Origin of the sequence: Pseudoxanthomonas sp. PXM03 (assembly GCF_014852005.1) — a bacterium.
Lineage (GTDB): Bacteria > Pseudomonadota > Gammaproteobacteria > Xanthomonadales > Xanthomonadaceae > Pseudoxanthomonas_A.
Genome location: NZ_JACVAU010000004.1, coordinates 12,669 through 37,403, shown reverse-complemented (window position 1 = coordinate 37,403; position 24,735 = coordinate 12,669). Strand labels below are relative to the sequence as shown.

The following is a 24,735-nucleotide window of genomic DNA, read 5'->3' as shown; positions in this document are numbered from 1 at the left end:
TACACTCCGGCGTATGGACATGACCGCCACGCCCGACCTGAGCGCCACCCTGCAACGCCTGCGCGAGGCATGGCAGGCGAAGAAGCCCGACCTGGCCCAGCGCCGCAACGACCTGCAGCGGCTGCGCGAGGCGCTGAAGCGGCGGTTGCCGGAGATGGCGGACACCATCGCCGCCGACTTCGGCCACCGCTCGCGCCACGAGTCGCTGATCGCCGACGGCATGACCGTACTCAACGAGATCGACCACCTGGCCTCGCACCTGCGCAGATGGATGAAGCCGCGCCGCGTGGGCGTGGGCTGGCGGTTCTGGCCGGCGCGCGCGGAAATCCGGCGCGAGCCGGTCGGCGTGGTGGGCGTGATCTCGCCGTGGAACTACCCGGTCAACCTGGCGCTGATTCCGCTGGCCACCGCCATCGCCGCAGGCAACCACGTCTACCTGAAGCCGTCCGAACATACGCCGCATACCACCGCGTTCCTGCGCTCGCTGCTGGCGGAGGTGTTCCCGCTGGAGCGCGTCGCGGTCGCCACGGGTGGCGCCGACGTGGCGAGCGCCTTCGCCGCGCTGCCGTTCGACCATCTGGTGTTCACCGGCTCCACTGCCGTGGGCCGCAAGGTGATGGCGGCGGCGGCGGCGAACCTGACCCCGCTGACGCTGGAACTGGGCGGCAAGTCGCCTGCCATCGTCTGCGACGACTTCCCGGTAGAACAGGCCGCCGCGCGACTGGCGACCGGCAAGTGGTTCAACGGCGGCCAGACCTGCATCGCGCCGGACTATGTGCTGCTGGTGGGTCGAAGCCGCCGCGATGCGCTGGTGCAGGCGCTGCGCGGACAGGTCGCCGCGCGCTACGGCAACCTGTCCGATGCCGGCGACTTCACCCGCATCATCAACGATGGGCAGTTCGCGCGGCTGGAAGGCTATCTGGACGACGCCCGCGCACGCGGCCACGAGGTGGTCGCGCTGGCACCGGCGCATGACCGCGCGGAGCGGCTGTTCGCGCCTTCCCTGGTGATCGAACCCGGCGACGATGCGAAGGTGATGCAGGACGAGATCTTCGGCCCCATCCTGCCGATCCGCACGGTCGGCTCGCTGGACGAGGCCATCGCCTATGTCAACGCGCACGACCGGCCGCTGGCGCTGTATCCCTTCAGCCACGACCGCGCGCGGGTGGAGAAGATCCTGCGCAGCACGCTGGCTGGCGGCGTCACCGTGAACGACACCGTGCTGCACTTCGGCATCAATGCGCTGCCGTTCGGCGGCATCGGCCCCAGCGGCATGGGCGCCTACCACGGGCGCGCGGGGTTCGACGCGATGAGCAAGGCGCTGCCCGTGCTGTGGCAGCCACGGTGGGCCGGCAGCGACCTGCTGAAGCCGCCTTATTCCAAAGTAGCGCGGTTCATCGACTTCATCATTCGCTGAGCCGGTCCGTTGCATTGCGGGCGGCATTGGTCCGCGTCCTCGTCGAGAATCGTCGCTCCCGTTCGTCGAACGGGATGACCCCCTGCTGACGGACCGCCATGTCGACCACCGCCGTACCCGCCAAAGCCACCCGCCGCGAATGGATCGGGCTGGCCATCATCGCGCTGCCCTGCATGGTCTATGCGATGGACCTGACCGTGCTGAACCTGGCCCTGCCTGCCATCAGTGCCGAACTCGACCCCACGGCCAGCCAGTTGCTGTGGATCGTCGACGTGTACGGCTTCCTGGTGGCCGGCTTCCTGATCACGATGGGCACGCTGGGCGACCGCATCGGCCGGCGCAAGCTGCTGCTGATCGGCGCGGCGGCGTTCGCCGCGGCGTCGGTGATGGCGGCGTTCTCGCGCAGTGCCGAGATGCTGATCGCGATGCGTGCGCTGCTGGGCGTGGCCGGCGCCACGTTGGCGCCTTCGACGATGTCGCTGATCCGCAACATGTTCCATGACGAACACGAACGCCAGTTCGCCATCGGCGTATGGATCGCGGCGTTTTCGGTCGGCGGCGCCATCGGGCCCCTGGTCGGCGGCGTGCTGCTGCAATGGTGGTGGTGGGGCGCGGCCTTCCTGGCGGCGGTACCGGTGATGGTGCTGCTGCTGGTGCTGGGCCCGAAGCTGCTGCCGGAGTATCGCGACCCCGATGCCGGCAAGCTCGACCCGGCCAGCATGGTGCAGTCGCTGTTCGCGGTGCTCGCCGTGGTCTACGGCCTCAAGCGCATCGCGGAATACGGCATGGATGTCCGCGGCATCGCGGTGCTGCTGCTCGGCCTGGGGCTGGGGGTGCTGTTCGTGCGTCGCCAGCAGCATCTGGCGTATCCGTTCCTGGACGTGACGCTGTTCCGGCGGCCGGCGTTCTCCGCCGCCATCGTCGCCTACGCGCTGGCCGGCCTGTCGATGATGGGCGTGTACATCTTCATGACCCAGTACCTGCAACTGGTACTCGGGCTGACGCCGTTGCAGGCGGGCATCGCGACCGTCCCGTGGTCGCTGTGCTTTACCGTCGGCTCCCTGCTCGCGCCGCGACTGGCGCGGCACTGGGGAGCGCGGCGGGTGATGGTGCGGGGCCTGCTGTTCGCCGCCCTGGGTTTCGGCATCACCGCACTGGTCATGCCACCGTACGGGCTGTGGATCCTGATCGCCGGCATGCTGGCGATGAGCCTGGGCATGGCACCGGTGTTCACGGTGGGCAACGAACTGATCATCACCACCGCGCCGCCGGAACGGGCGGGTGCGGCCTCAGCGCTGGCGGAAACGAGCGCGGAGCTCAGCGGCGCGCTGGGCATCGCCGTGCTCGGCAGCGCCGGCATGCTCGCTTACCGGCTGTGGCTCGACCCCGCGTTGCCCGCGACGCTGGGTGACGCCGACGCGACACGCGCACTGTCCACGCTGGGCGGCGCGGTCGCGGTAGCCGGCGAACTGGGAGGCCAGGCCGGGACGCTGGTCGGCGACACTGCACGTGCCGCGTTCACCGGCGCCATGCGCGCCATCGCATTGTTCGGCATGGCGATGATGCTGCTGGCCGCCTGGATGTCGGCGCGGCTGATGCGCGACGGCGAGGGTGCCGCGCATGCCGCCGTGGCCGACGAAGGAGCCGGCGCCTGACCGGCGTGCCTGGCTTAGAATCGCCGCCATGAAGATCGCCAGCTGGAACGTCAATTCGCTCAACGTGCGCCTGCCGCACCTCACGCAATGGCTGGGTGCGTTCGCCCCGGACATCGTGGGCCTGCAGGAAACCAAGCTGGAGGATCACCGCTTCCCGGATACTGCGCTGGCCGAGCTCGGCTACCGCAGCGTGTTCGCCGGGCAGAAGACCTACAACGGCGTGGCGCTGCTTTCGCGCGAACCCGTCAGCGATGTGCAGATCGGCATACCGGGCTTCGAGGACGAGCAGAAGCGCGTGATCGCCGCGACCGTGGGCGGGGTCCGCATAGTGAACCTGTACGTGGTCAACGGCCAGGACGTGGGTACCGACAAGTACGCCTACAAGCTGCGCTGGCTGGATGCGGTGCACGACTGGGTCGCCGCCGAACTGCAGGCGCACCCGAAGCTGGTCGTGATGGGCGACTTCAACATCGCGCCGGACGACCGCGACGTGTTCGACCCCAAAGTCTGGAACGACGACCACATCCTCACCTCCACCGCCGAGCGCGCCGCCCTGCACCGGCTCTACGCACTGGGCCTGCACGATGCCTTCCGCCTGCACAGCGACGAAGCCAACGTCTACAGCTGGTGGGACTACCGGATGGGTGGCCTGCGCCGCAACCTGGGCCTGCGCATCGACCTGACCCTGGTCTCCGACGCGCTGCGTGGGCACGCCGTGGAATCCGGCATCGACCGCGAACCGCGGACCTGGGAGCGCCCCAGCGACCATGCGCCCGCGTGGGTGCGCCTGGGCGGCTGATCGACGGAAACGAAGAAGGCCCGGCGGATGCCGGGCCTTCTCCTTGCCACGGGCCTTGGGTGCGTCTCAAGCGCGCACGCGGCCGCGGCGAAACCGTTACCTCGCCCTGCCCCGGGTGAACAGGTTCACGATGAGCAGCAACACCACCGCACCGATGAAGGCGGTGATCAGGAAGCCTACCCAGCCACCGCCCAGGCCAAGGCCCAACGTCGGCAGCAGCCAACCGCCCAGGAAGCCGCCGATGATGCCGACCACGACGTTCAGGATGATGCCCTGCGACCCGTCACGCTTCATCACCAGGCTGGCCAACCAACCGGCGACGCCACCCACGATCAGATAGATGAGAAAATTCATTTCGTTGCTTCCTCCCTTGAATGGACAGAACCCCATGGTGCGGGGCACGCTTGAATCTTCAACGCGCGGCGTGAAACCGCCGTTAACTCACATGGGGGAAGCGTCCCTGCCCCTGCTACATAGCGCCATCGCAGCATGCTTGCACGCCGTGCCGCACCACGCATCGGGCCTGGCGGGATGAACTGGCGCAGCGTGGCCGCGGACTGGCGGCTGGACGGCATCGCCCTGTGGTTGCTCCCGCACGCCCCGCGGCTGCGTGGCGAGCCGGCAGCGCGCGAGCAGCTGGCGCGCGTGCTCGATCTCGCACCGCACCTGCTGCCGATCACGCGCGACACGCTGGGACGGCCGCACTTCATCGCCCCGCTGCACTCGCTGGAAACCGGCTGGAGCCACAGCGGCGAGGCGCTGCTGCTGGCGCTGGGCGAGGACATCGAACTGGGCGTGGACCTGGAGCGGTTGCGCCCGCGCCCGCGCGCGATGGAGCTGGCGCAGCGCTTCTATCATCCGCAGGAAACCTCGTGGCTGCATTCGCTCGACGAGGATGCACGCATGCTGGCCTTCGTGCGCCTGTGGTGCGCCAAGGAAGCCGTGCTGAAGGCGCACGGCCAGGGCATCTCCTTCGGCCTGCACCGCTTCCATGTCCGCCTCGACGGGGATCGCGCATGGCTGGCGGCATGCGATCCCGCGCTCGGCCACGCCGACGACTGGCACCTGCACGAATGGGCGCCGCGCGCGGACTACCGCGCCGCGTTGGCCTGGCATCCGCGCGGGGCCGCGTGGCGGCCTGCAATAATGACGCGATGAACGACACCGCCTTTCCCGCCGATATGCGCGAAACCCTGCACCATGGCCTGGCCGCCCTCGGCTTGGATGCCGAGGCGTTGGCGCCACGGCTGCTCGCGTACCTCGCCCTGCTCGATCGCTGGAACAAGACCTACAACCTCACCGCCATCCGCGACCCGCGCGAGATGGTCACGCGCCACCTGCTGGATTCGCTGGCGATGCACCCGTTCGTGGACGGACTCGCCGCGAACGGTGGCGCACTCGCCGACCTCGGCACGGGTCCGGGCCTGCCCGGGATTCCGCTGGCAATCGCCAAGCCGGGACTGCGCGTGACCCTGGTGGAGAGCAACGGCAAGAAGGCGCGCTTCCTGCGCGAAGCGGTGCGCACCTTGAAACTGGACAACGCCCGCGTGGCCGAATCCCGCGCCGAGGCGCTGGACGAACCACAGGCTTACGACGCCCTCACCGCCCGGGCACTGGACGTGCTGGCGGGCATCATCGAGGTGGGCGGCCACCTGCTGAAACCGGGCGGGGCACTGCTGGCGATGAAGGGCGTACGGCCTGACGAGGAGATCGCGGCATTGCCGGCGGGCTGGTCGCTGGAGGCCCTGCACGCGCTGACGGTCCCGGGCCTGGTCGGCGAACGCCACATGGTCATCGTGCGCCGCGACTGAGCGGCGCAACGCGGCCACGCGGAACCTGTAACTCCTTGAAAAGACTGGTCACGCCCGAATGCCGGCGCGGGGCTGTCCCTCGGGCTGACCGGGAGCGGGCGCCTTGTGCGTACCCTTCATTTCGCACGGCCCCGCCCGAGCCCGCATAATCCCCCCTCACCCCGTACTCGATAAGGCGCCCCTCGCATGGCCCGCATCATCGCCGTCGCCAACCAGAAAGGCGGAGTCGGCAAGACCACCACCGCCGTGAACCTGGCCGCCGCGCTGGCACGCGCGCCGCAGCGGGTGCTGCTGGTCGACCTGGATGCACAGGGCAACGCCACGATGGGCAGCGGCGTGGACAAGCGCGAGGTCGAGGCTTCGACCTGCGACGTACTGCTCGGCGAGGTCGAGGCGAAGGCCGCCGTGGTGACCACCCCGGAAGGTTTCGACCTGATGCCGGGCAACATCGACCTGACGGCGGCCGAGATCCAGCTGATGGATGCGGACGGCCGCGAGCAACGCCTCAAGAGCGCGCTGCAACCGCTGCGTGGCGACTACGACTTCATCATCGTCGACTGCCCGCCCGCGCTGTCGCTGCTCACGCTCAACGCGTTGACCGCCGCCGACTCGGTGCTGGTGCCAATGCAGTGCGAGTATTACGCGCTGGAAGGCCTGTCCGCGCTGATGGAAACCATCGAAGCGCTGCGCGCACGCCTGAACCCCACCCTGGAAATCGAAGGCGTGCTCCGCACGATGTTCGACATCCGCAACAACCTGGCCAACGCGGTCTCCGGCGAACTGACCACCCACTTCGGCGACAAGGTGTTCCGCACCATCGTGCCGCGCAACGTGCGCGTGGCCGAAGCGCCCAGCCACGGCCAGAGCATCGTGGGCTACGACCGCACCTCGCGCGGCGGCGTGGCCTACCTTGGCCTGGCCGGCGAGATCCTGCGCCGCCAGGCCGACCGCAAGAAGCAACAGCAGCATATGGAGCATGCGTGATGAGCGCCCCGAAGAAGCGCGGCCTGGGTCGCGGACTGGAAGCCCTGCTCGGCCCCAAAGCCGCCGAGACGCCACCGCCGGAAGCCCAGCCGGGCGAAGCCCTGCGTACGCTGCCGGTACAGCAGCTGCAACCGGGCAAGTACCAGCCGCGCACGGCGATGGACCCCGGCAAGCTGACCGAGCTGGCCGAGTCGATCAAGGCGCAAGGCGTGATCCAGCCGATCGTCGTGCGGGAACTTTCACCCGGCAAGTTCGAGATCGTCGCCGGCGAACGCCGCTGGCGCGCCTCGCAGGAAGCCGGCCTGGCCGAAGTACCGGTGGTCGTGCGCGACCTGGACGACCGTACCGTCATCGCGATGGCGCTGATCGAGAACATCCAGCGCGAAGACCTCAATCCGCTCGAGGAAGCGCAGTCGCTGCAGCGCCTGATCAACGAATTCGCGCTGACGCACGCCGAAGCTGCCGAAGCGGTAGGCCGCTCGCGCGCGGCCGTGTCCAACCTGCTCCGCCTGCTGGAATTGCCGCCGGCCATCCGCGCGCTGCTGGAAGCGCGCCGTCTTGAAATGGGCCACGCCCGCGCCCTGCTGACGCTGTCGCCGGACCTGGCCAGCAAGCTCGCCTCCGATGCCGCCGAGCAAGGCTGGTCGGTGCGCGAAGTGGAACACCGCGCGCAGCAGTTCGCCGCCGGCAAGGTGCCGGTCAACGGCAAGAAAGCCAAGCCCGCCAAGGCGGCACCGCAGCCCGACATCGCCTCGCTGGAAACCGAACTGTCCGAAAGTCTCGGCACGCGCGTCACCATCGCCCACGGCCGCGGCGGCAAGGGCAAGCTGATCATCCAGTACACCGACCTGGACACCCTGGACGGCGTGCTGGAGCGGCTGCGCCCGCGAGTGTGATGCTTGTGCTTGTTGTAGGAGCGACGCAAGTCGCGACCGCACGCCATCAGGCCACCGCGCCTCCCTCCCGAGGCGGGCGCTGACGTCAGAAACCACTCTCGTACCGCAGCCCACGGCACGAAGCAGGCATCGCGCGTGTCGGCGCCATGGTCGCGATTCACGTCGCTCCTACAGAAAGCACCGATGCCGACGCTGCATTACCATCCGGTTTCCGCTTCCACCGGATGCCCGCCTTGAACCTCCGCATCGCCGCCCTGCTGCTCGCCTGCGCCCCCTTGCAGGCGTTCGCCTTCGCCCCGTCCGACGCCGACCAGCGCTTCCAGGCGCTCTACGAGAAGGAATGGAAGTGGCGGCAGGAACAGACCGGCCAGGCCGATGAGGACACCGACACCAGCGGCGACAAGCGCCGCCTGCCGGACGTGGGCGCCGAGGCGCACCAGGCGCGACTGAAAGTCTGGGAACAGGTGTTGAAGGACCTGGATGGCATCGACGCAGCGGCCCTGTCGCCGGAGAACCGCATCAACCTGGCCATCTACCGGCCGCAGGTCGAGAACCTCGCCGCCGAGGTGCGCCTGCGCGCCTACGAGATGCCGTTCAATTCCGACTCGTCGTTCTGGTCCAACCTGTCGTTCATGGCGCGCCGGCCGATGAAGACCGCCGAGGACTACCGCGCCTATGCCGCGCGCCTGCGCGACGTGCCGCGCTACTTCGACCAGCACATCGTCAACATGCGTGCAGGCCTGAAGCGCGGCTTCAGCGTGCCGCGTGCGGTGCTGGACGGGCGCGACGTCTCCATCGCCACGGTGGCGGAGTTGAAGGATCCGGAACAATCCACGTTCTACGCCCCGTACAGGAAGATGCCGGCCAGCATCCCGGCGACGGAACAGGAAGCGCTGCGCAAGGAAGTGCGCGACGCGATCGGCCAACAGGTGGTGCCCGCGTTCGGCACGCTGCTGACCTTCTTCCGCACCGAGTACGTGCCGCAGGCACGCACCACGCTGGCCGCGGAAGCCATGCCGGGCGGCAAGGATTTCTACGCCCAGCAGATCCGCGAATACACCACGCTGGACCTCAACGCCGAACAGATCCACCAGATCGGCCTGAAGGAAGTGGCACGCATCCAGGCCGAGATGCAGGACGTCATCAAGCAGTCCGGCTTCAAGGGGACGTTCGCAGATTTCCTGACCTTCCTGCGCACCGACCCGCAGTTCTACGCGAAGACGCCACAACAGCTGCTCGACCGCGCGGCGTGGATCTCCAAGCGCGTGGATGGCGAAGTCGGCAAGTACATCGGCACCCTGCCGCGCGGGCGCTTCACCATCGTCGAGGTGCCGGCCGACATCGCGCCATTCTGGACCGCCGGCCGCGGCGGCCTGGGCACGTACTGGCTGAACACCTACGACCTGCCCTCGCGCCCGCTGTACAACCTGCCGGCCCTGACCCTGCATGAATCCTCGCCCGGCCACTCGCTGCAGGCGGCACTGGCACAGGAACAGGGCGCACAGCCGGCGTTCCGCCGCGACAACTACATCTCCGCCTACGGCGAGGGCTGGGCGCTGTATACCGAGAAGCTGGGCAGGGAGATGGGCATCTACGAGACGCCCTACGAAGATTTTGGTCGCCTGACCTACGAAATGTGGCGCGCCGCCCGCCTGGTCATCGATACCGGCGTGCACCACAAGAACTGGACCCGCGACCAGGCGCTGGCCTACCTGCGCGACCATACCGCGCTGTCCGAACACGAGGTCACCACCGAGGTGGACCGCTACATCTCTTGGCCGGCGCAGGCGCTGAGCTACAAGCTGGGCGAGATCGCCATCGTCCGCCTGCGCGGCGAGGCCGAGCGCGAGCTGGGCCCGAAGTTCGACATCAAGGCCTTCCACGACGCCGTGCTCAAGCAGGGCTCGGTGACCCTGCCGGTGCTGGAAAGCCAGATCCGGGCCTTCATCGCCGAGAGCAAGGCCGGCCCGCCCAAGGCGGCTGCGGCCGCGCCGTAACACAGGTGGGCCGCGGCCCACCCTGTCCACAAGCCGCCCCTGCAATGCCGGACCAGGGCCTGGCTCTCGGCGTCACGCTGTAGGAGGGGCTTCAGCCCCGACACACGATGTTTCCGAAGCCAGCGCCCTGTCCAGGACCCCCGGTCGGGGCTGAAGCCCCTCCTGCAGGCGTCTTTCTCCACCTAAGTGCTTGCGGGGCAAGGGAAACATCGGCATAATGCGCGGCTCGCTGCGTCCGGCATGACCGGATCTGCGGCCGGAAGCGCGATTCCGGCTTGGGTCAGCAGCGGTTTTCCTGCCGTATCGCGTGGTGTCCGTCCTGCCCTGCAGGCCGTCCGCCGGGCCGCCGTCTCCCGGGCTACGGGCGACACAATTATCCATCGAGGTGCGTATGTCCCGCGTATGCCAAGTGTCCGGCAAGCGTGTGATGACGGGTAACAACGTCAGCCACGCGAACAACAAGACCCGTCGTCGTTTCCTGCCCAACCTGCACGAGCGCCGTTTCTGGGTCGCCAGCGAAAACCGCTGGGTCAAGCTGAAAGTCTCCGCGCATGCACTGCGCACCATCGACAAGAACGGCATCGACTCCGTCCTGGCCGAGCTGCGCGCGCGCGGCGAGAAGATCTGAGGAGTAATCGAACATGGCATCCAAGCGCGACAAGATCCGTCTGATCTCCTCGGCCAACACCGGCCACTTCTACACGACGGACAAGAACAAGAAGAACACCCCGGGCAAGATGGAAATCAAGAAGTACGACCCGGTCGTGCGCAAGCACGTGATCTACAAGGAAGGCAAGATCAAGTGAAATAGCGGCGCGCATGCTCTGCATGCGCCTGTGCCGCTGTTTCACCCCGGCGAAGGCCGGGGTCCAGCGCCTCCCAGAAAGCCCCGCTTCGGCGGGGCTTTCTGCTTTTCGGCTTCGGAGAGTCAAAAGCTGCCCCTCATCCGCCCGCTGGGCACCTTCTCCCCGCTTTGCGGGGAGAAGGAACTACTTTCGGGTTTTCTTTACCCGCGAGCACCAGCAGAATCGATCCATCCCCCTCGGACGGATCCACCACATGGACTGGTCCTTCGGCACCGCCCTGCTGATCGTCGATTGGCTGATTCGCCTGGCGGCGCTGTGGTGGATTCCCAGCCGCACCACGCCGGCCGCTGCACGCAGCTGGTTGCTGCTGGTCGGTTTCGTGCCGCTGCTGGGCCTGCCGCTCTATCTGCTGCTGGGCCATCCCTGGCTGTCGCGCGAACGCATTGACCGGCAGTCGCGGGCCACCGACGTGATTCGCGAAGAACAACGTCCGCTCAGCGCGCTGCGCTGGTCCCCACACGAGGGCGCTGCCGTCGAAATGGCGCCCCTGATCGAACGCCAGGGCGCCTTCATGCCCACCCATGGCAATGCCGTGGATCTGCTGGACGACTACGACGCCTCGCTGCGCGCGCTGCTCGACGACATCGACGCCGCCACCCAGCAGGTCCACCTGCTGTATTACCTGATGTTCGACGACGCGGTGGGCGAAGCGATCGCCGCCGCACTCTGCCGGGCCACCGCACGCGGCGTGGCCTGCCGCATGCTGCTCGATGCCGTCGGGGCGAAGCGCGGCTTGCGCGCCTATGCAACGCGCCTGCGCGCCGCGGGTGTCGATGTACACGACATGCTGCCGGGTGGCCTGCGCTGGCGACGCAGCGGGCGCATGGACCTTCGCAACCATCGCAAGGTGGCGGTGATCGACAACTGTATCGGCTACGTGGGCTCGCAGAACCTGGCCACCGCGACGTTCGTTCCCGGCCATCCGAATCGCGAACTGGTGGCGCGCGTGCGGGGCCCCGTGGTCGCGCACCTGGAGGGCGTGTTCGCCAGCGACTGGTACATCGAAACCGGCCAGCGGCTCGAGGTGCACCCCGACCTGACGGTGCAGGCACAGGATGTCGCCGCGCAACTGCTGCCCAGCGGACCGGCGTATCCATTCGAGAACGCGCGCGACACGGTGAATGCACTCATCCACCTGGCACGCCGCAAGGTGGTGCTGACCACACCGTACTTCGTCCCCGACGACGCCACGCTCAGCGCATTGCGCATCGCCGCGTTGTCGGGGGTGGACGTGCAACTGGTGCTTTCGGCCACCAACAACCAGACGCTGACCGCGTGGGCGCAGCAGTCGTACTACGAAGAGCTGCTGGCCTGCGGGGTGAAGATCGCGCTGTACCGGCCGCATTTCCTGCATGCGAAACACCTGACCGTGGACGACGGCATCGCCCTGGTCGGCTCGATCAACCTGGACATCCGCTCGTTCGCGCTCAATGCCGAAATCGGCCTGGTCTGCTACGACACCGGGGTGGTCGCGCACATCCGCGCGATCGAGGCCGACTACCTGGCGCATGCGGACCACGTCGAACGCGATGCCTGGCGGCGACGCCCCGGCTGGCAGCGCAGCCGGGAAGGCATCGCACGGCTGGCCGACTCGCTGATGTAGGGTGGGCACACCCTCATGCAGCTTGCGCATGAGGGCCGGCATGCCGTTCGCCTACAATGGCGACATGAGCGCTGCCACGACACCCCGCCTGCCGCCCTGCGACCTCGCGATCATCGGTGGCGGTGCTGGTGGCGTACTGGCGGCGATGCAGGCACTGCGCCAGGCCACCACGCCGCTGCGTATCGTGATGATCGAGCCTCGCGAGGTGCTGGCGCAGGGCGTCGCGTATGCGACGTCCCATGGCGAGCACGTGCTGAATGTCCCCGCGGGCCGCATGAGTGCCTTCGACGACCGGCCTGCCGATTTCCTCGACCATGTCGTGGCCACCACGCCCGCGGGCGGTCCCGACCGCGATACGCTGGCGCATGCATTCATCGAGCGTCGCCGCTACGGCGACTACCTGCGCACGCGACTGCAGGAAGCCATCGCGGCCAGTCCGGCCTTGCTGCAGGTCGTCCACGACAGCGTGCTCGAACTCGACGCGCGCGACGACAGTGCGACGCTGCGACTGGCCGGGCATGGCGCGCTGGAGGCACGTGGCGTGGTCCTGGCCGTCGGCAACACGCCCAAGCCGCTACCGGCACGGGGTGCGCCGCAACTGCCGGACGGCCATTCGATCGCCGCGTGGGATTTCGATGCGGTGAAGGCGATTCCCGTGGATGCCGACCTCTGCATCGTCGGTTCCGGCCTCAGCATGGTGGACACCGTGCTCAGCCTCGCCGACAACGGCCACGCCGGCACGATCCACGTGTTGTCGCGGCACGCGCTGCTGCCGCTGCCGCATTGCCACGGACCGGCTGCGACCTACGATCCTGCTCCCCTGCAGACGATGGACCTGCGCGCACGCATGCGCTTCCTGCGTGCGGCAGCGAAGCAGGCGGTCGCCGACGGACTGCCGTGGCAGGCGGCCATGGAGCGCATCCGTCCGCATGGCCAGGCGCTGTGGCAATCGATGTCCATCGCCGACCAGCGCCGGTTCCTGCGCCATGTGGTGCGCCAGTGGGATGTACACCGGCACCGCATCGCGCCGGAGGTGCACGCGAAACTGCAGGCCCTGCTCGATCGCGGCCAGTTGCGGCTGCACCGCGGCCGCCTGGACACGGTGATGGCCGAGGGACGCTGCCTGCGCGTGACCACGCATACCCGCGACGGCCGTACCGACGAGTTCGACGTCGACTACGTGGTCAACGCCACGGGTGTGGAGATGCGCGCGCAGACCATGCGCAATCCGCTGCTGCACGACCTGCTGGGCAAGGGGCATGCGCAGGCGGGTCCGCATGGCATCGGCCTGAAGGCGGCGCGCGACGGCCGCATGGTCGACGCGGAAGGCAACCCGCAACCGCGCGTGTTCATTCTCGGCAGCCTGCGCATCGGCTGCGTGTGGGAGAGCATCGCCATTCCCGAACTGCGCGGCCAGGCCGAGACCGCCGTACGCGAACTGCTCGCCACCACGCCCGCCTGACCGCCCGCCGCAGCCCGCGCCACGCAGTACACTCGGCGACGGGTTGAGCGCCGGGGGAGAGGGCGTTGGTTTCCAGCTGGATCCTGCTGTTGGTGTCCGTCGGCTATGCCGCGCTGCTGTTCGGCGTGGCGTGGTGGGGCGACCGTCGCCCGATGTATCCCGACCGCCCGTGGTTGCGGCCGGTCGTCTACAGCCTGGCCTTGGCGGTGTACTGCTCATCGTGGACGTTCTACGGGGCGGTCGGCAGCGCGGTGCGCAACGGCCTGGGCTACCTGCCGATCTATCTCGGCCCGGTCCTGCTGCTGCTGTTCGGCTGGCGCATCATCGAACGGCTGGCCCTGATCGCACGCAGCGAGAACACGGTGTCGATCGCCGACTTCATCTCGTCCCGCTACGGCCGTTCACGCCGACTCGCTGCACTGGTCACCGTGATCGCCCTGATCGGCGTGGTGCCATACCTGGCGCTGCAGTACAAGGCCGTCGCCATGAGCCTGAGCGTGCTCAGCGGCGAAGGTGGCGACAGTTCGCACGGCTTCTTCACGGATCCCGCGTTGTATGTCGCGCTGTTGATGGCGCTGTTCGCCGCACTGTTCGGCACCCGCCAGGTGGACGCCACCGAGCACCACCACGGCATGATGCTGGCGATCTCGCTGGAGTCGGTGGTGAAGCTGGTGGCGATGATCGCGGTGGGCGTGTTCGCCTATCTGTGGCTGGACGGGAACAACATCCACGTCGCGGACTCGGCCCGCACGCTGTTCGAGAACGCGCCTCCGGTCGGCTTCATCGCGCAGACACTGCTCGGCTTCCTCGCCATCGTGTGCCTGCCACGGCAATTCCACGTGGCGGTGGTGGAATGCAGCGACGTGGGCGATATCCGCAAGGCGCGCTGGCTGTTCGGTGGCTACCTGGTGCTGTTCTCGCTGATGGTGGTCCCGGTCGCCGCCGCCGGCATCGCGCTGTTCGGGGGCACCAATGTGGCCGACGACAGCTATGTGCTGGCGTTGCCGCTGGCAGAGGGCCGTACCGCGCTGGCGATCGTCGCCTATGTCGGCGGCTTCTCCGCAGCGACCGGCATGGTGATCGTGGCCAGCATCGCGCTGGCCACCATGGTCAGCAACGACCTGATCATGCCGGTGCTGCTGCGCCGCGGCTGGGCCGAGCACCATGCCGAAGCCGACGTGGCCTCGCGCGTGCTGTGGATCCGCCGCGTGGCGATCCTGCTGCTCGCACTGACGGCCTACTCGTACTACCGCAGCAGCAGCAACGACAGCACGCTGGCGTCGTACGGCCTGATGGCGTTCGCCGCGGTGGCGCAGTTCGCCCCTGGGCTCATCGGCGGCCTGTACTGGCGTGGCGCCAGCCGGCGCGGCGTGGAAGTGGGCATGGTGCTGGGCTTCGCCACGTGGATCTACACGCTGCTGCTGCCCACGATGACCCAGGCCGGCTGGTTCGATCCGCACTGGTTGCATGCCGGTCCGTTCGGCATCACCTGGCTGCGGCCGCAGCAGCTGTTCGGCCTGAGCGGCTGGGACACGCTGACGCACGGAACGTTCTGGTCGCTGCTGGTCAACACCGGCGCGATGATGATCGTCTCCGCGCGCTCGCGCCCCGGCGTGGACGAACGCCTGCGGGCCGCGCCATTCCTCGATCCCTACGCACAACGCCCCGCGCTGGTGGCCGGCGAATGGCCCGGCAGCGTGCGCGTGGGCGACCTGCGCACGCTGGCGGAACGCGTGGTCGGCGAGCGCCATGCGCGGCGTGCATTCGCCGAACAGGCGCAGCTGCTGGAACGCGAACTGCAGCCGAATGTGCCCGCCGACCGCGTCTGGGTACAGTTCACCGAACGCCTGCTCGCGGCCGCCATCGGCGCCGCCTCGGCGCGCATCGTGCTGACCAGCGTGCTGCGCGGCTCGGGCATGGAGCTGGGCGAAGTGGTCGCAGTACTCGACCAGGCCGGCCAGGAGCTGCGCTTCAATCGCGAGATCCTGTCCACCACGCTGGAGAACATCAGTGCCGGTGTCAGCGTGGTCGATCCCGACATGCGGCTGGTGGCCTGGAACCGCCGCTACCAGCAGATGTTCGGCTATCCCGATGGCATGCTCTACGTGGGCCGTCCGGTGGCCGACCTGATCCGCTACAACGCGGAACGCGGCGAACTGGGCGATGGCGACATCGACGAACAGATCAACAAGCGCATCCGCTACATGCGCGCTGGCTCGCCGCATATTTTCGAGCGCGTGCGCGCCGATGGCCAGGTCATCGAGATGCGCGGGCAACCCCTGCCCGGAGGTGGCTATGTCACCAGCTACAACGACATCACCGACTTCAAGCATGCCGAAGCACAGCTGCTGGAAACCAACGAGACGCTGGAACAGCGCGTGGCCGAACGCAGCCAGGCCGCCGAGCATGCGCAGCAGTCGCGCACGCGCTTCCTCGCGGCCATCAGCCACGACGTACTGCAGCCACTGAACGCGGCACGCCTGTTCGTCAGCGCGCTGCGCGACAGCGAGCAGGGTGCGGATGCACAGGCCCAGGAACGCCAGCACCTTGCCGAGCGCGTGGACGCGTCGCTGCGTGCCGCCGAGGAACTGCTGGATGGCCTGCTGGATGTCTCCCGCCTGGATGCCGGCGGTCTGCAGACGCAGATCAGCGATTTCGATGCGGGCGAACTGCTGCGTGAACTCGCCGCACAGTACGCGCCGGTTGCCGCAGGCCGCGGGATCAGCCTGCGCGTGCACGCACGTCCCATCCCCGTGCGCAGCGACCGCCGCCTGTTGCGCCGCGTGCTGCAGAACTTCCTCGCCAACGCGCTGCGCTACACGCGCGACGGGCGCATCGTGATCGGCATGCGCGCACAGGCCGACAAGGTGGTCTTGCAGGTCTGGGATACCGGCCCCGGCATTCCCGAAAACCACATGCGGCAGATCTACGACGAGTTCCACCGCTACCAGCAGCCGTTCGACTGGGGCGAACGTGGCCTCGGCCTCGGCCTGTCGATCTGTCAGCGCATCTCCCGCCTGCTGCAGCACGAACTGGATGCGCGCAGCAAGGTCGACCACGGCAGCATGTTCTCCATCGTCGTGCCGCGCGGCAGCCCCACCAGCGAACGGCGCGCGTCGCCACGACGCACCACGCTTGCAAACGATTCGCTTGCCGGGCTGCGCGTACTGTGCGTGGACAACGACCGCGAAATCATCGACGGCATGCAGGCTTTGCTGGGTCGCTGGCAGGTGGAAGTACTCACCGCCACCACGGTCGACGAAGCGCTCGAGAAGATCGCACAGGCACCGACCGTGATGCTGGTGGACTACCACCTGCACGACCGCCTCGATGGCCTTGCCACGCTCGACGCCCTCCGCGCCGCCAGCCCCGGCCCCATCGCCGGCGCCCTGCTCACCGCCGATGGCCGTGACGAACTGAAGCGCGAAGCCCGCGAACGCGGATACCGCCTGCTGACCAAGCCGGTCAAGCCCGCCTCGCTACGCGCCTTCCTCGCCGCCCACCACGTGTCCGCATCGCTACCTGCGGTGGATTGAGTGGCCCCGCCGCGCATGTGCTCACGTTCCGCAACTGAATCAGACCGCCGGATGGGAACCAGTTTCATGTAACGACGGATCGCTAGAATCCGTATCGATGAGCGACAAACCGCGGCGACCCACCATGCAAGTTGTCCGCACAAACCGATCCCGTTATCACCCCGCACTCGCCCTGCTATTTGACCGCCACCCTACTCCCCGCAGATAACACCGACGGCACATCCCGAGCGCTCGACTCCTGGCCCCTGCAAGGCATTGAATGAGAAGGTCATCTCCCGGTTGACGCTTCACTGCGCCGCCTGAATACTCCGCGCTATTACCCCTAAGTGGGGTCTACTAGGTGTTAGGCACCAGATCAATGTCCTCGCAACGTGCACTTGCTGGTGTGACGCATGACATAGCCCATCACGCTGGGCAGCGGCTTGAGTTATGTTCACCCGCACCTCTATCAAGCTTGCCAGGAAGCTGGGGTTCGAGAGGCAACGGTCGACCTCTTGGAGGATGACCCGTACCCACCCGGGCTGCCGCGTATCGAGCCACTGCGGCTGTCCCTGACCGCATTGCACACCAAGTTCCTTGCCATACTCGTGGCAAATGGCTTCGGGCCTTCAGACGTATCGGCAGCAACTCTAAGGTTTCAGTTCCCTCTGCTTGGCGCCGATGGTTATGCCTGCTAAGTAGTCGCCCGTCTAGAGTCGTCTCGTGGCAGGCTTTTCACTGCGGTTCTCAGTGGGTAGGCTGGTGCCTAACAATTCATTCAAGCCGAACCCGCTTCGCGGGTCGGCTTAACTCAAGCGTTAGGCCCCGTATGAGAGTTCCACAGCTTGAGCCACTCCTTGCAATGACACGTCAACTGGATGGACAGCCCGACGTGGAAGATATTTTTGCCTTTGTTCAAAGCAAGGTGGAGTCAGCGGCCACTCCCAGCATGGGTCAAAGTGTCTGTTCCCAAATTATTGATCTCTGTCATCCAAAGGCTTGGGGCGATCGGACGGTCGCCGGCATCGGAAACATTGAGTGGTGCACTTGGCTGTCTGCACTCGCCCAGCAAGCTGAGCAATGTGGGCAAGCCATCTACAAGGCTTCCAGCACATCTAGTGCCGGGGCCTAACAATTCATTCAAGCCGACCCCGCTTCGCGGGTCGGCTTAATTCAGGCGTTAGGCGTCATGGAGAAGCAGCCTCGCATGCGTAAGCTTAGCGACCCGGAGTTTCAGCGTACCCTCACTCTAGAGCAGGCGTACATGCTGCTTATTCAATTTGTCGAGCAATACAATGCTCGCGGCGAGAGCAGCACGCTGGACTTGCTCGGAGACCTTTCTTTGACCGTCTGGGGCGATGGCGGTAGCGGGGATCCAGCTCAACTTTCGGACTTCCTGAGTGTTGCAGAGCGGGTGTTGGGGCCGGTCGGCCATGACGCCTAACAATTCATTCAAGCCGAACCCGCTTCGCGGGTCGGCTTAATTCAGGCGTTAGGGCTCATGGGAAGGACTTGTGGCTCGTCAATGCATCGGACGCAACTGCTCGCAAGTGAGATCGCGGTCTGTTTCTACTGCTTTACCGAGTTCTCCCCTGGCGTCATCCAGGAGTGGACGGACGGTGAGCCTATCGGACAAACCGCGCTCTGCCCGCACTGCGGCATCGACGCTGTCGTCGGATTCAATGGCCCAGTAGATGCAGCATGGGTGACCGAAGCACACAACCGGGGTTTCAACTAGCATGAGCCCTAACAATTCATTCAAGCCGAACCCGCTTCGCGGGTCGGCTTAATTCAGGCGTTAGGCTGCTATGGATGCTCAACAGTTCAACCGAGAGATGGACGCGCGCCTTTCGACTAGCGGCGTCGTGGACAAAGATCTCTTCTTTCAACTTGCGGATGCGCACGGCTACGACACTGCCAGCACCGTGGGATGGGTCGAGGCAAAGTTGCGCGTCCTCCAGGTCCGCCTACAGACTGGGGCAAACCTAGATCTCTACGTTCCAAGTCTTAGTCACGTAGTCTCGGTAGCTACTGAGGATTCGTTTTCGGCCTGGGCCGGCCAGCACTTCCCAAACGCGTCGTTGCAAAATCACAGGGCGCCGCCTAACAATTCATTCAAGCCGAACCCGCTTCGCGGGTCGGCTTAATTCCGGTGTTAGGGCCCTATGGGAGTAATCCAAGCGTGTGCGGCATTAGATCAAATCTGCCTCACGCCAATGGAGGCAGATGACCTGCATACCATTGCTCATCTTGGCCGGCACCCCGAGATCTTTCAGCACATCCCTCAAATTCCGCAGCCATTCGATGCTCACGCCTGGTGTTCCAAGGCGATCGACAACGGCGAGAACTATGTGAGACACATTGTTCGCGTAGGCCCCGCGAGAGTTCCCGTTGGCTACGTGCAAATTTGCCGACGCAACAACTGCGACCTAGAGCTCGGCTATTGGCTTGGAAAGGATTACTGGGGCAATGGCATCGGCTTTGCTGCTGCAGGGGCCGCGCTTGTATTGTTTGTTACAGCTGGAGGCCAACCAAAAATATTCGCGGCCACCACACCAGGCAACGTTGCATCTCGCCGCATACTTACCAAGTTGGGGTTCAAAGAGACCAATCTCAGCGAGCCGCCCGAGGGTATGATTGATCACATGTGGGAGCCGTAATGGGTACGGGCCCTAACAATTCATTCAAGCCGAAGCCGCTTCGCGGCTCGGCTTAATTCAGGCGTTAGGTGGCCCATCAAACATGAAGGTTGTCTTCATCCTTATAAGGCTCACCGGCTACCTTCTCGGGTCCTTTGCTCTGTTCTCCGGCGTGGCTGACGTGCTCGGCTTCATTCCGCACTCGTATGAGACCCCGCCTTGGCCGGCTCGCCTTATGGCCTCTCTTCCATCAATGCTGGCCGGGGCTGTTCTTCTTGTGCCAATCAAGTATTGCCTGCGTGGCGCCATGCTCTACGTTCTCGCCGCAGGCTATGCGCTTGTTGTCTTAGCTGCGGTAGTCCTTAGCGTGCAAGCACTCATCGGCTATTCCTCCGGCACCAAGGACCCAGCAATTGTCCCCGCCGCGATGATTTTCTTATACATTCCCGTGGCCAATGCATTCGTCCTCTGGCGCATGCGTCGAGATTACAAGGGGCCACCTAACAATTCATTCAAGCCGAACCCGCTTCGCGGGTCGGCTTAATTCCGGTGTTAGGCCGCAGGGAGAGTCTGTAGTGAAGCCAAAAGAGCACTTAGCTGTATCAGCTGTCAGACTCCTCACCTTTGCACTGACCGGGTTGGTCTCATTTTTACTTGGCTGCTTTGCTGCTGTTTTTTTGCTCTTCCGTGTATTCACGCCACCCGCAAACTGTCCTTCGCCATGTGACGCTCCGGCATACGTCGCGTTGGGTGCCGCAGCATTTGTCGCGCCGGTCATAGGCATACTATTTGCCGGCGGATGGAGCTATGCCTTATCCAGGCTTTGGCGTCGCAAATCTGGCGCTACGGCCTAACAATTCATTCAAGCCGAACCCGCTTCGCGGGTCGGCTTAATTCCGGTGTTAGGCTGCACATGAGAAATCCGTACCAGCCTCCACAAGCGACGCCGTCAGCTGTCCCACGAGCTTGGCGCTTCGGCCATTCGTTCACGGCGTTTGCTTCCGGACTAGTAGTGCCGCCTTTGATCCTCTACCTTACGGCTCGCCTTGTATTTCCCGACGTCCCGCTTGCCCGAGGCAATTCAACTTTCTGGGGAGCGGTCATCTTGGGGAGCATGCTGGCTGCGGCTGCGGTCTATCGGCACAAGCGCATTTCCCTGTGGCTCGCTGCGGCAGTCGGACCTACCATCGTTCTCGTGCTGGCCCTCGCGCCTGCGGTATGGTCAGAGGTGCTGCGTGCAGCCTAACAATTTATTCAAGCCGAACCCGCTTCGCGGGTCGGCTTAATTCAGGCGTTAGGCGGCAATGGCGAATCTATGCAAGTTTGCTGGACTTACTCTGATACTAATCGGTCTTGCCGGATGCGGGCCACGGCTCACAGACAGAGACCTTCTCAACTACGCGTCTAGCAGCTATGACAAGAATCTGCACGACCAGCCAACCAAGATACTTGGCAGGCTAAAAGGAGTGGATGTTGTAGTTGAGTACAAGTGCAGCGACATTTGTCCCAACTATGCCGTTCGTGTTATCCGATTCGAGTTGCCGCAGGGTAAGACCTGTGACGAGGCTGGTGGCCGCTACAAAAAGTTTGAGCTTCCTCCATTTAGTGTGCAGCCTGATGGTGGTTACTGCGTCCCTGCAGTACTGCTGGACAATTGGGACCGATACATAAAATGAGTTGCCGCCTAACAAATCATTCAAGCCGAACCCGCATCAGGTTCGCTAACTTCGGTTCGTTCTGGGTACTATCGGCTTCGGTGCCAATCCAGTGCGGGTCGGCTTAATTCAGGCGTTAGACCGCATGAAGAATTCGCTGGCAAAGCCCCTTGCTCTGACACTCAACATTCTTGGGGCCGGCTTGCTCTTTTATGGCTTGCGTCAGATCAACAACTGTTACGAGCGGGTTTATGAGATTGCCTCGACTGGATCTTCAAGTGTCGGCGCAAAGATTGGCGATTTTCCTTCATCGATCACACTATATTTTGGCGTCCTCCTTGCTGCCGGCTTGTACTGGTGGATTGCGGACAAGGTCAAGCAGCGGGATGCGGTCTAACAATTCATTCAAGCCGAACCCGCTTCGCGGGTCGGCTTAATTCAGGTGTTAGGCGCCAGGAGAATTATCCAGTGTTTGGATTCTTCAAAAAGAAGCCCGAGCCAGAGCGGCAAACTTCGCATCCGCTCCATGTGCCGGAAGACGTGGAAAGTTTTTTGACGCGGGCAAGATCCTTAAACGACCCTGCGCTTCTCATAAACATTCTTGACCCCGCTTCCGCTACCGCATACACAGAGTCTTTGCGGGGCATTCCCGTAGCCGATCGCCTCGGCCTTATCGCGCTGGATGACGCTAATGATTCAAACCCTTACTGCCTGATTACCAATGGCCCAACCTCCGGCATGGTGGTGCACTTCAGCCACGACACAGAGCCAAAAATTGAGTTCTTGAGTCTAGATGCATTTGAAGCATTCCTAGTGAAACTTCACGAGCAGAGGGCCTGCATGTTCGATATGGATGCCCCATCAGTTTCCCATCCGGATCAATCATTGTTAGATGCCTCAATCCTGTCGCTCATTGACGAGCAGCCCAGCGACGAGGTCGAGTTTCTAATCTGTCTTTACCTCCCCTTGCTTCGCGGCGATCACGCGGATCTTCTTGCTCGCTTAGCTACATATGACAACTTCTTTGTCAGGGAGGCAGTAGCTGAGGCGATTGGATCGGCTGGACTTAGCGGCAGTAGGGAGATCCTCGTCAAGCTGACCGACGACCCCCATCCTCAAGTCCAGGCTGCCGCTGCAAGGGCTCTAAAGCTGCAAGCGTGGGGCTCATCGCATGGCGCCTAACAATTCATTCAAGCCGAACCCGCTTCGCGGGTCGGCTTAATTCAGGTGTTAGGGGCCACTCATGGACTACATCTGGCTGACTAGAGAGCCTTACGTCACTCATTCGGAGTTCCTGGCGCTTCCGAACTTACGTACCGATCTTATTGAGATCAACGAAAGTCTTGTTTGCTCACCTTACGGAAATCTTCTGTTCTTAGCTGACCCTCATAACCATCTTTACTGGGTAGGCCACCCCAGCGGCGACGCAGTTCCGTTGTCGTTTACACAACGCGGGATTTTCTGCCCAGCAGTCGACCCCTCCGCTATGGAGTTGGCGCAGGAGCTCGCGGTGCTTTTAGGAGCTGCACTTTCGGTTCGCCGCGGTGGCCCCTAACAATTCATTCAAGCCGAAGCCGCTTCGCGGCTCGGCTTAATTCAGGCGTTATACGTGGGCGGGGCTTTGGTCGTGTCGGCTTCGATTACGGGTCGATCATGCGGCGCCCGCGGCTTCGGTGCTGATCGATTGTTGATACAAAGCAACCAATCGCGTCCTTCTGACTTCGCTTCACTCGGCTTCGGACACATCGCTCTCGCGCCGCGCGGCCTCCGGATGACCTCCCGACTTGCGGACCGGCGTCGCTGTCGGCTTCGGTCTCTACGGGCCCCATCCTGCTACGGGCTGGCGGCGAGTGATTTCCTGCTCCCGGATGTTCCGACCCCGTTGCAGGCCGCAGGCTTCGGGCTTACCTTGGCGTATAACTATTCGTTCAAGCCGAACCCGCTTCGCGGGTCGGCTTAACTCAAGGTGTTAGGCCTCATGGCACTTTCTCCAGAACAACTTGGCACGATTTTCCCTTACTTCATCGCGTTCTGGGTGGCCGTCGCCCTTGCTGCCCTGGCGTTCTTCCACTTCAACAAGAATGGGCCGCTAAAGCGCAAGTTGTTCCTCATCCTTACCATCGTCGCCGACATTGCCCTGCTCGGCTTCATTTGGGTCTCGGGCGCCCCGCTACCTTTTCTTGCTGTTGTCGCCGCATTTATGGTTTTTGGCGCTTGGCAAGCGGTTCGCTTTACGCGATTCTGTGGCAAATGTGGTGCCAACAACTTCCCGCAGCGTCCATTTCAATCGCGGACGGAGTGTAAGAAATGTGGCGATCACCTGGCGGTCGACTGAGGCCTAACAATTTATTCAAGCCGAACCCGCTTCGCGGGTCGGCTTAATTCAGGCGTTAGGCCCTCGATGAAGATCATCGCGTTCTACATTAAACAGATCATCCTCCTTGGCACGACCGGCTTCCTCGCATGGTTATGTGTCGGCTGGTGGCACATTGGGTGGTTCTGGGCCAATGACGCTCATTACGCTTGGTTGATTGCCCTTGCACTTGTTGCCCTTTTTCTCCTACTGATATGCACACCGATTCAAGTTTCAATATCAAAGGTGCACAATGATTCTGTTGCATACCTTGGCGGTCTTCTTGCAGGCCCAACTGCCATCCTTCTTTACCTAGCTCTCAACACTCGGTTTGAGCTCAATTGGCAAAACTACGTAACACGCCAGGCTTGGATGCACGTCATATTTGGTCTGCTCGGGCTTTGGTTCTCCTTCAACTACAGGCGCCGCTTCGGGCCTAACAATTCATTCAAGCCGAACCCGCTTCGCGGGTCGGCTTAATTCAGGCGTTAGACCGCATGAAGAACATCCTGGCAAACTCTTTCATCACCTTGGGCATAGTCGTTCTTTTCTATGCGCTCATTTGGGTTCTAGGTTTGCTTCCTGTTGATTTCACGCTTCCTGCTAACTACCAGGCTTCCTCTCGGTATTGGCGTGCCGTTCCGACCGAGTCGCAAAGTGTTGCTTATCTGCCGTACGCTCTCGCGATTGGAGGGTTGGTGATTCTAGTTGCGGGAGTGGTTCTTCGTCGTAGGCTGCGCAGCAATGCGGTCTAACAATTCATTCAAGCCGAACCCGCTTCGCGGGTCGGCTTAATTCTGGCGTTAGGCCCTTGATAAGCCTCTTCTACTGTTCTACATGCGACATCGTGATTACCAGTGGCCTAGTGCTTCTGCCGACAGGCGTTTCCCTCAATCAAAAGGACGGAGAGGACCTACTCGCCCCCGGGTATTATGTGGTTTCCGACGGAGAGTTCGAGCCGGAGCTTGCTGGCGATTTTCTAGTCAACCTCAGAAATCTTCAGCACACTCGGCATCACCCGGACGGGTCCAGACTCAATGGTTGCTGTGGCCTCGATGGTTTGGACGGTTTCAACCTGCTGTG

General features: G+C 64.2%; 22 protein-coding genes. 21 read left to right on the top strand and 1 reads right to left on the bottom strand.

The features are described from left to right. Nucleotides 1-19 precede the first annotated feature (19 nt). The 3 genes from IB223_RS16405 to xth all read left to right on the top strand — a co-directional run bounded on the left by IB223_RS16405 (nt 20) and on the right by xth (nt 3,871). Nucleotides 20-1,417 carry a coniferyl aldehyde dehydrogenase gene (locus tag IB223_RS16405; RefSeq protein WP_225591162.1) on the top strand — a complete coding sequence of 466 codons (1,398 nt, stop codon included), beginning with the start codon at nt 20-22 and terminating at the stop codon, nt 1,415-1,417. 98 nt (nt 1,418-1,515) lie between these two features. Next, complete coding sequence (locus IB223_RS16400; protein WP_192202829.1) at nt 1,516-3,072, top strand: MFS transporter; 1,557 nt, start codon at nt 1,516-1,518, stop codon at nt 3,070-3,072. A gap of 28 nt (nt 3,073-3,100) precedes the next feature. After that, entirely contained in the window at nt 3,101-3,871 is a 771-nt protein-coding gene (gene xth, locus IB223_RS16395) for an exodeoxyribonuclease III (protein ID WP_192202828.1), read from the top strand. A 96-nt stretch (nt 3,872-3,967) separates the two neighbouring features. On the opposite strand, the gene IB223_RS16390 is transcribed toward xth, so the two are convergent. Next, the gene (locus IB223_RS16390) at nt 3,968-4,225 is read right to left on the bottom strand and encodes a GlsB/YeaQ/YmgE family stress response membrane protein (RefSeq protein WP_142125935.1); all 258 of its coding nucleotides are present in this window, start codon (nt 4,223-4,225) and stop codon (nt 3,968-3,970) included. Nucleotides 4,226-4,402: 177 nt separating this feature from the next. On the opposite strand from IB223_RS16390, the gene IB223_RS16385 reads away from it, so the two are divergent. From IB223_RS16385 to IB223_RS16300, 18 genes are all read left to right on the top strand, one after another. Continuing rightward, the gene (locus tag IB223_RS16385) at nt 4,403-5,029 is read left to right on the top strand and encodes a 4'-phosphopantetheinyl transferase superfamily protein (RefSeq protein WP_192202982.1); all 627 of its coding nucleotides are present in this window, start codon (nt 4,403-4,405) and stop codon (nt 5,027-5,029) included. Then, entirely contained in the window at nt 5,026-5,682 is a 657-nt protein-coding gene (rsmG, locus tag IB223_RS16380; RefSeq protein ID WP_192202827.1) for a 16S rRNA (guanine(527)-N(7))-methyltransferase RsmG, read from the top strand. The genes IB223_RS16385 and rsmG overlap by 4 nt, the downstream gene beginning before the upstream one ends. A gap of 186 nt (nt 5,683-5,868) precedes the next feature. Beyond that, entirely contained in the window at nt 5,869-6,666 is a 798-nt protein-coding gene (locus tag IB223_RS16375) for an AAA family ATPase (protein WP_142125932.1), read from the top strand. Next, the gene (locus tag IB223_RS16370; RefSeq protein WP_192202826.1) at nt 6,666-7,562 is read left to right on the top strand and encodes a ParB/RepB/Spo0J family partition protein; all 897 of its coding nucleotides are present in this window, start codon (nt 6,666-6,668) and stop codon (nt 7,560-7,562) included. Before IB223_RS16375 ends, IB223_RS16370 begins: the two co-directional genes overlap by 1 nt. A gap of 224 nt (nt 7,563-7,786) precedes the next feature. Continuing rightward, nucleotides 7,787-9,559 carry a DUF885 family protein gene (locus IB223_RS16365; protein WP_192202825.1) on the top strand — a complete coding sequence of 591 codons (1,773 nt, stop codon included), beginning with the start codon at nt 7,787-7,789 and terminating at the stop codon, nt 9,557-9,559. Between the two features lie 391 nt (nt 9,560-9,950). Beyond that, nucleotides 9,951-10,187: a 50S ribosomal protein L28 gene (gene rpmB / locus IB223_RS16360; RefSeq protein WP_142125930.1), complete on the top strand. Its 237-nt coding sequence runs from the start codon at nt 9,951-9,953 to the stop codon at nt 10,185-10,187. Between the two features lie 13 nt (nt 10,188-10,200). Then, nucleotides 10,201-10,365, top strand: coding sequence for a 50S ribosomal protein L33 (gene rpmG / locus IB223_RS16355; protein WP_027070918.1), 165 nt, complete (start codon nt 10,201-10,203; stop codon nt 10,363-10,365). Between the two features lie 253 nt (nt 10,366-10,618). Then, complete coding sequence (gene cls / locus IB223_RS16350) at nt 10,619-12,028, top strand: cardiolipin synthase (RefSeq protein ID WP_192202824.1); 1,410 nt, start codon at nt 10,619-10,621, stop codon at nt 12,026-12,028. Between the two features lie 64 nt (nt 12,029-12,092). Continuing rightward, on the top strand, nt 12,093-13,490 hold the full coding sequence (locus IB223_RS16345; protein WP_225591176.1) for an FAD/NAD(P)-binding protein: 1,398 nt from the start codon (nt 12,093-12,095) through the stop codon (nt 13,488-13,490). Between the two features lie 65 nt (nt 13,491-13,555). Next, the gene (locus IB223_RS16340) at nt 13,556-17,026 is read left to right on the top strand and encodes a PAS domain-containing hybrid sensor histidine kinase/response regulator (RefSeq protein WP_192202822.1); all 3,471 of its coding nucleotides are present in this window, start codon (nt 13,556-13,558) and stop codon (nt 17,024-17,026) included. Nucleotides 17,027-18,212: 1,186 nt separating this feature from the next. Then, complete coding sequence (locus tag IB223_RS16335) at nt 18,213-18,449, top strand: hypothetical protein (RefSeq protein WP_142126313.1); 237 nt, start codon at nt 18,213-18,215, stop codon at nt 18,447-18,449. Between the two features lie 721 nt (nt 18,450-19,170). Further along, nucleotides 19,171-19,665 carry a GNAT family N-acetyltransferase gene (locus tag IB223_RS16330; RefSeq protein WP_225591161.1) on the top strand — a complete coding sequence of 165 codons (495 nt, stop codon included), beginning with the start codon at nt 19,171-19,173 and terminating at the stop codon, nt 19,663-19,665. Nucleotides 19,666-19,747: 82 nt separating this feature from the next. Further along, on the top strand, nt 19,748-20,188 hold the full coding sequence (locus IB223_RS16325) for a hypothetical protein (RefSeq protein WP_192202820.1): 441 nt from the start codon (nt 19,748-19,750) through the stop codon (nt 20,186-20,188). Nucleotides 20,189-21,444: 1,256 nt separating this feature from the next. Beyond that, entirely contained in the window at nt 21,445-21,696 is a 252-nt protein-coding gene (locus tag IB223_RS16320; protein ID WP_192202819.1) for a hypothetical protein, read from the top strand. 71 nt (nt 21,697-21,767) lie between these two features. After that, nucleotides 21,768-22,481, top strand: coding sequence for a HEAT repeat domain-containing protein (locus IB223_RS19045; protein WP_192202818.1), 714 nt, complete (start codon nt 21,768-21,770; stop codon nt 22,479-22,481). Between the two features lie 796 nt (nt 22,482-23,277). Then, nucleotides 23,278-23,634 carry a hypothetical protein gene (locus IB223_RS16310; protein ID WP_192202817.1) on the top strand — a complete coding sequence of 119 codons (357 nt, stop codon included), beginning with the start codon at nt 23,278-23,280 and terminating at the stop codon, nt 23,632-23,634. A 66-nt stretch (nt 23,635-23,700) separates the two neighbouring features. Continuing rightward, a complete protein-coding gene (locus IB223_RS16305) occupies nt 23,701-24,132 on the top strand; it encodes a hypothetical protein (protein WP_192202816.1) in 432 nt (143 codons plus the stop codon). 17 nt (nt 24,133-24,149) lie between these two features. Next, nucleotides 24,150-24,407 (top strand): hypothetical protein, encoded by a 258-nt coding sequence (locus IB223_RS16300; protein WP_192202815.1) that lies wholly within the window; start codon nt 24,150-24,152, stop codon nt 24,405-24,407. Nucleotides 24,408-24,735 lie beyond the last annotated feature (328 nt).

Bases quoted from the DNA above. Each gene is read 5' to 3' on its own strand.
- IB223_RS16405 (WP_225591162.1), top strand. From the start codon at position 20: ATGACCGCCACGCCCGACCTGAGCGCCACCCTGCAACGCCTGCGCGAG.
- IB223_RS16400 (WP_192202829.1), top strand. From the start codon at position 1,516: ATGTCGACCACCGCCGTACCCGCCAAAGCCACCCGCCGCGAATGGATC.
- xth (WP_192202828.1), top strand. From the start codon at position 3,101: ATGAAGATCGCCAGCTGGAACGTCAATTCGCTCAACGTGCGCCTGCCG.
- IB223_RS16390 (WP_142125935.1), bottom strand. From the start codon at position 4,225: ATGAATTTTCTCATCTATCTGATCGTGGGTGGCGTCGCCGGTTGGTTG.
- IB223_RS16385 (WP_192202982.1), top strand. From the start codon at position 4,403: ATGAACTGGCGCAGCGTGGCCGCGGACTGGCGGCTGGACGGCATCGCC.
- rsmG (WP_192202827.1), top strand. From the start codon at position 5,026: ATGAACGACACCGCCTTTCCCGCCGATATGCGCGAAACCCTGCACCAT.
- IB223_RS16375 (WP_142125932.1), top strand. From the start codon at position 5,869: ATGGCCCGCATCATCGCCGTCGCCAACCAGAAAGGCGGAGTCGGCAAG.
- IB223_RS16370 (WP_192202826.1), top strand. From the start codon at position 6,666: ATGAGCGCCCCGAAGAAGCGCGGCCTGGGTCGCGGACTGGAAGCCCTG.
- IB223_RS16365 (WP_192202825.1), top strand. From the start codon at position 7,787: ATGCCCGCCTTGAACCTCCGCATCGCCGCCCTGCTGCTCGCCTGCGCC.
- rpmB (WP_142125930.1), top strand. From the start codon at position 9,951: ATGTCCCGCGTATGCCAAGTGTCCGGCAAGCGTGTGATGACGGGTAAC.
- rpmG (WP_027070918.1), top strand. From the start codon at position 10,201: ATGGCATCCAAGCGCGACAAGATCCGTCTGATCTCCTCGGCCAACACC.
- cls (WP_192202824.1), top strand. From the start codon at position 10,619: ATGGACTGGTCCTTCGGCACCGCCCTGCTGATCGTCGATTGGCTGATT.
- IB223_RS16345 (WP_225591176.1), top strand. From the start codon at position 12,093: ATGAGCGCTGCCACGACACCCCGCCTGCCGCCCTGCGACCTCGCGATC.
- IB223_RS16335 (WP_142126313.1), top strand. From the start codon at position 18,213: ATGCGTAAGCTTAGCGACCCGGAGTTTCAGCGTACCCTCACTCTAGAG.
- IB223_RS16330 (WP_225591161.1), top strand. From the start codon at position 19,171: ATGGGAGTAATCCAAGCGTGTGCGGCATTAGATCAAATCTGCCTCACG.
- IB223_RS16325 (WP_192202820.1), top strand. From the start codon at position 19,748: ATGAAGGTTGTCTTCATCCTTATAAGGCTCACCGGCTACCTTCTCGGG.
- IB223_RS16320 (WP_192202819.1), top strand. From the start codon at position 21,445: ATGAAGAATTCGCTGGCAAAGCCCCTTGCTCTGACACTCAACATTCTT.
- IB223_RS16310 (WP_192202817.1), top strand. From the start codon at position 23,278: ATGGCACTTTCTCCAGAACAACTTGGCACGATTTTCCCTTACTTCATC.
- IB223_RS16305 (WP_192202816.1), top strand. From the start codon at position 23,701: ATGAAGATCATCGCGTTCTACATTAAACAGATCATCCTCCTTGGCACG.
- IB223_RS16300 (WP_192202815.1), top strand. From the start codon at position 24,150: ATGAAGAACATCCTGGCAAACTCTTTCATCACCTTGGGCATAGTCGTT.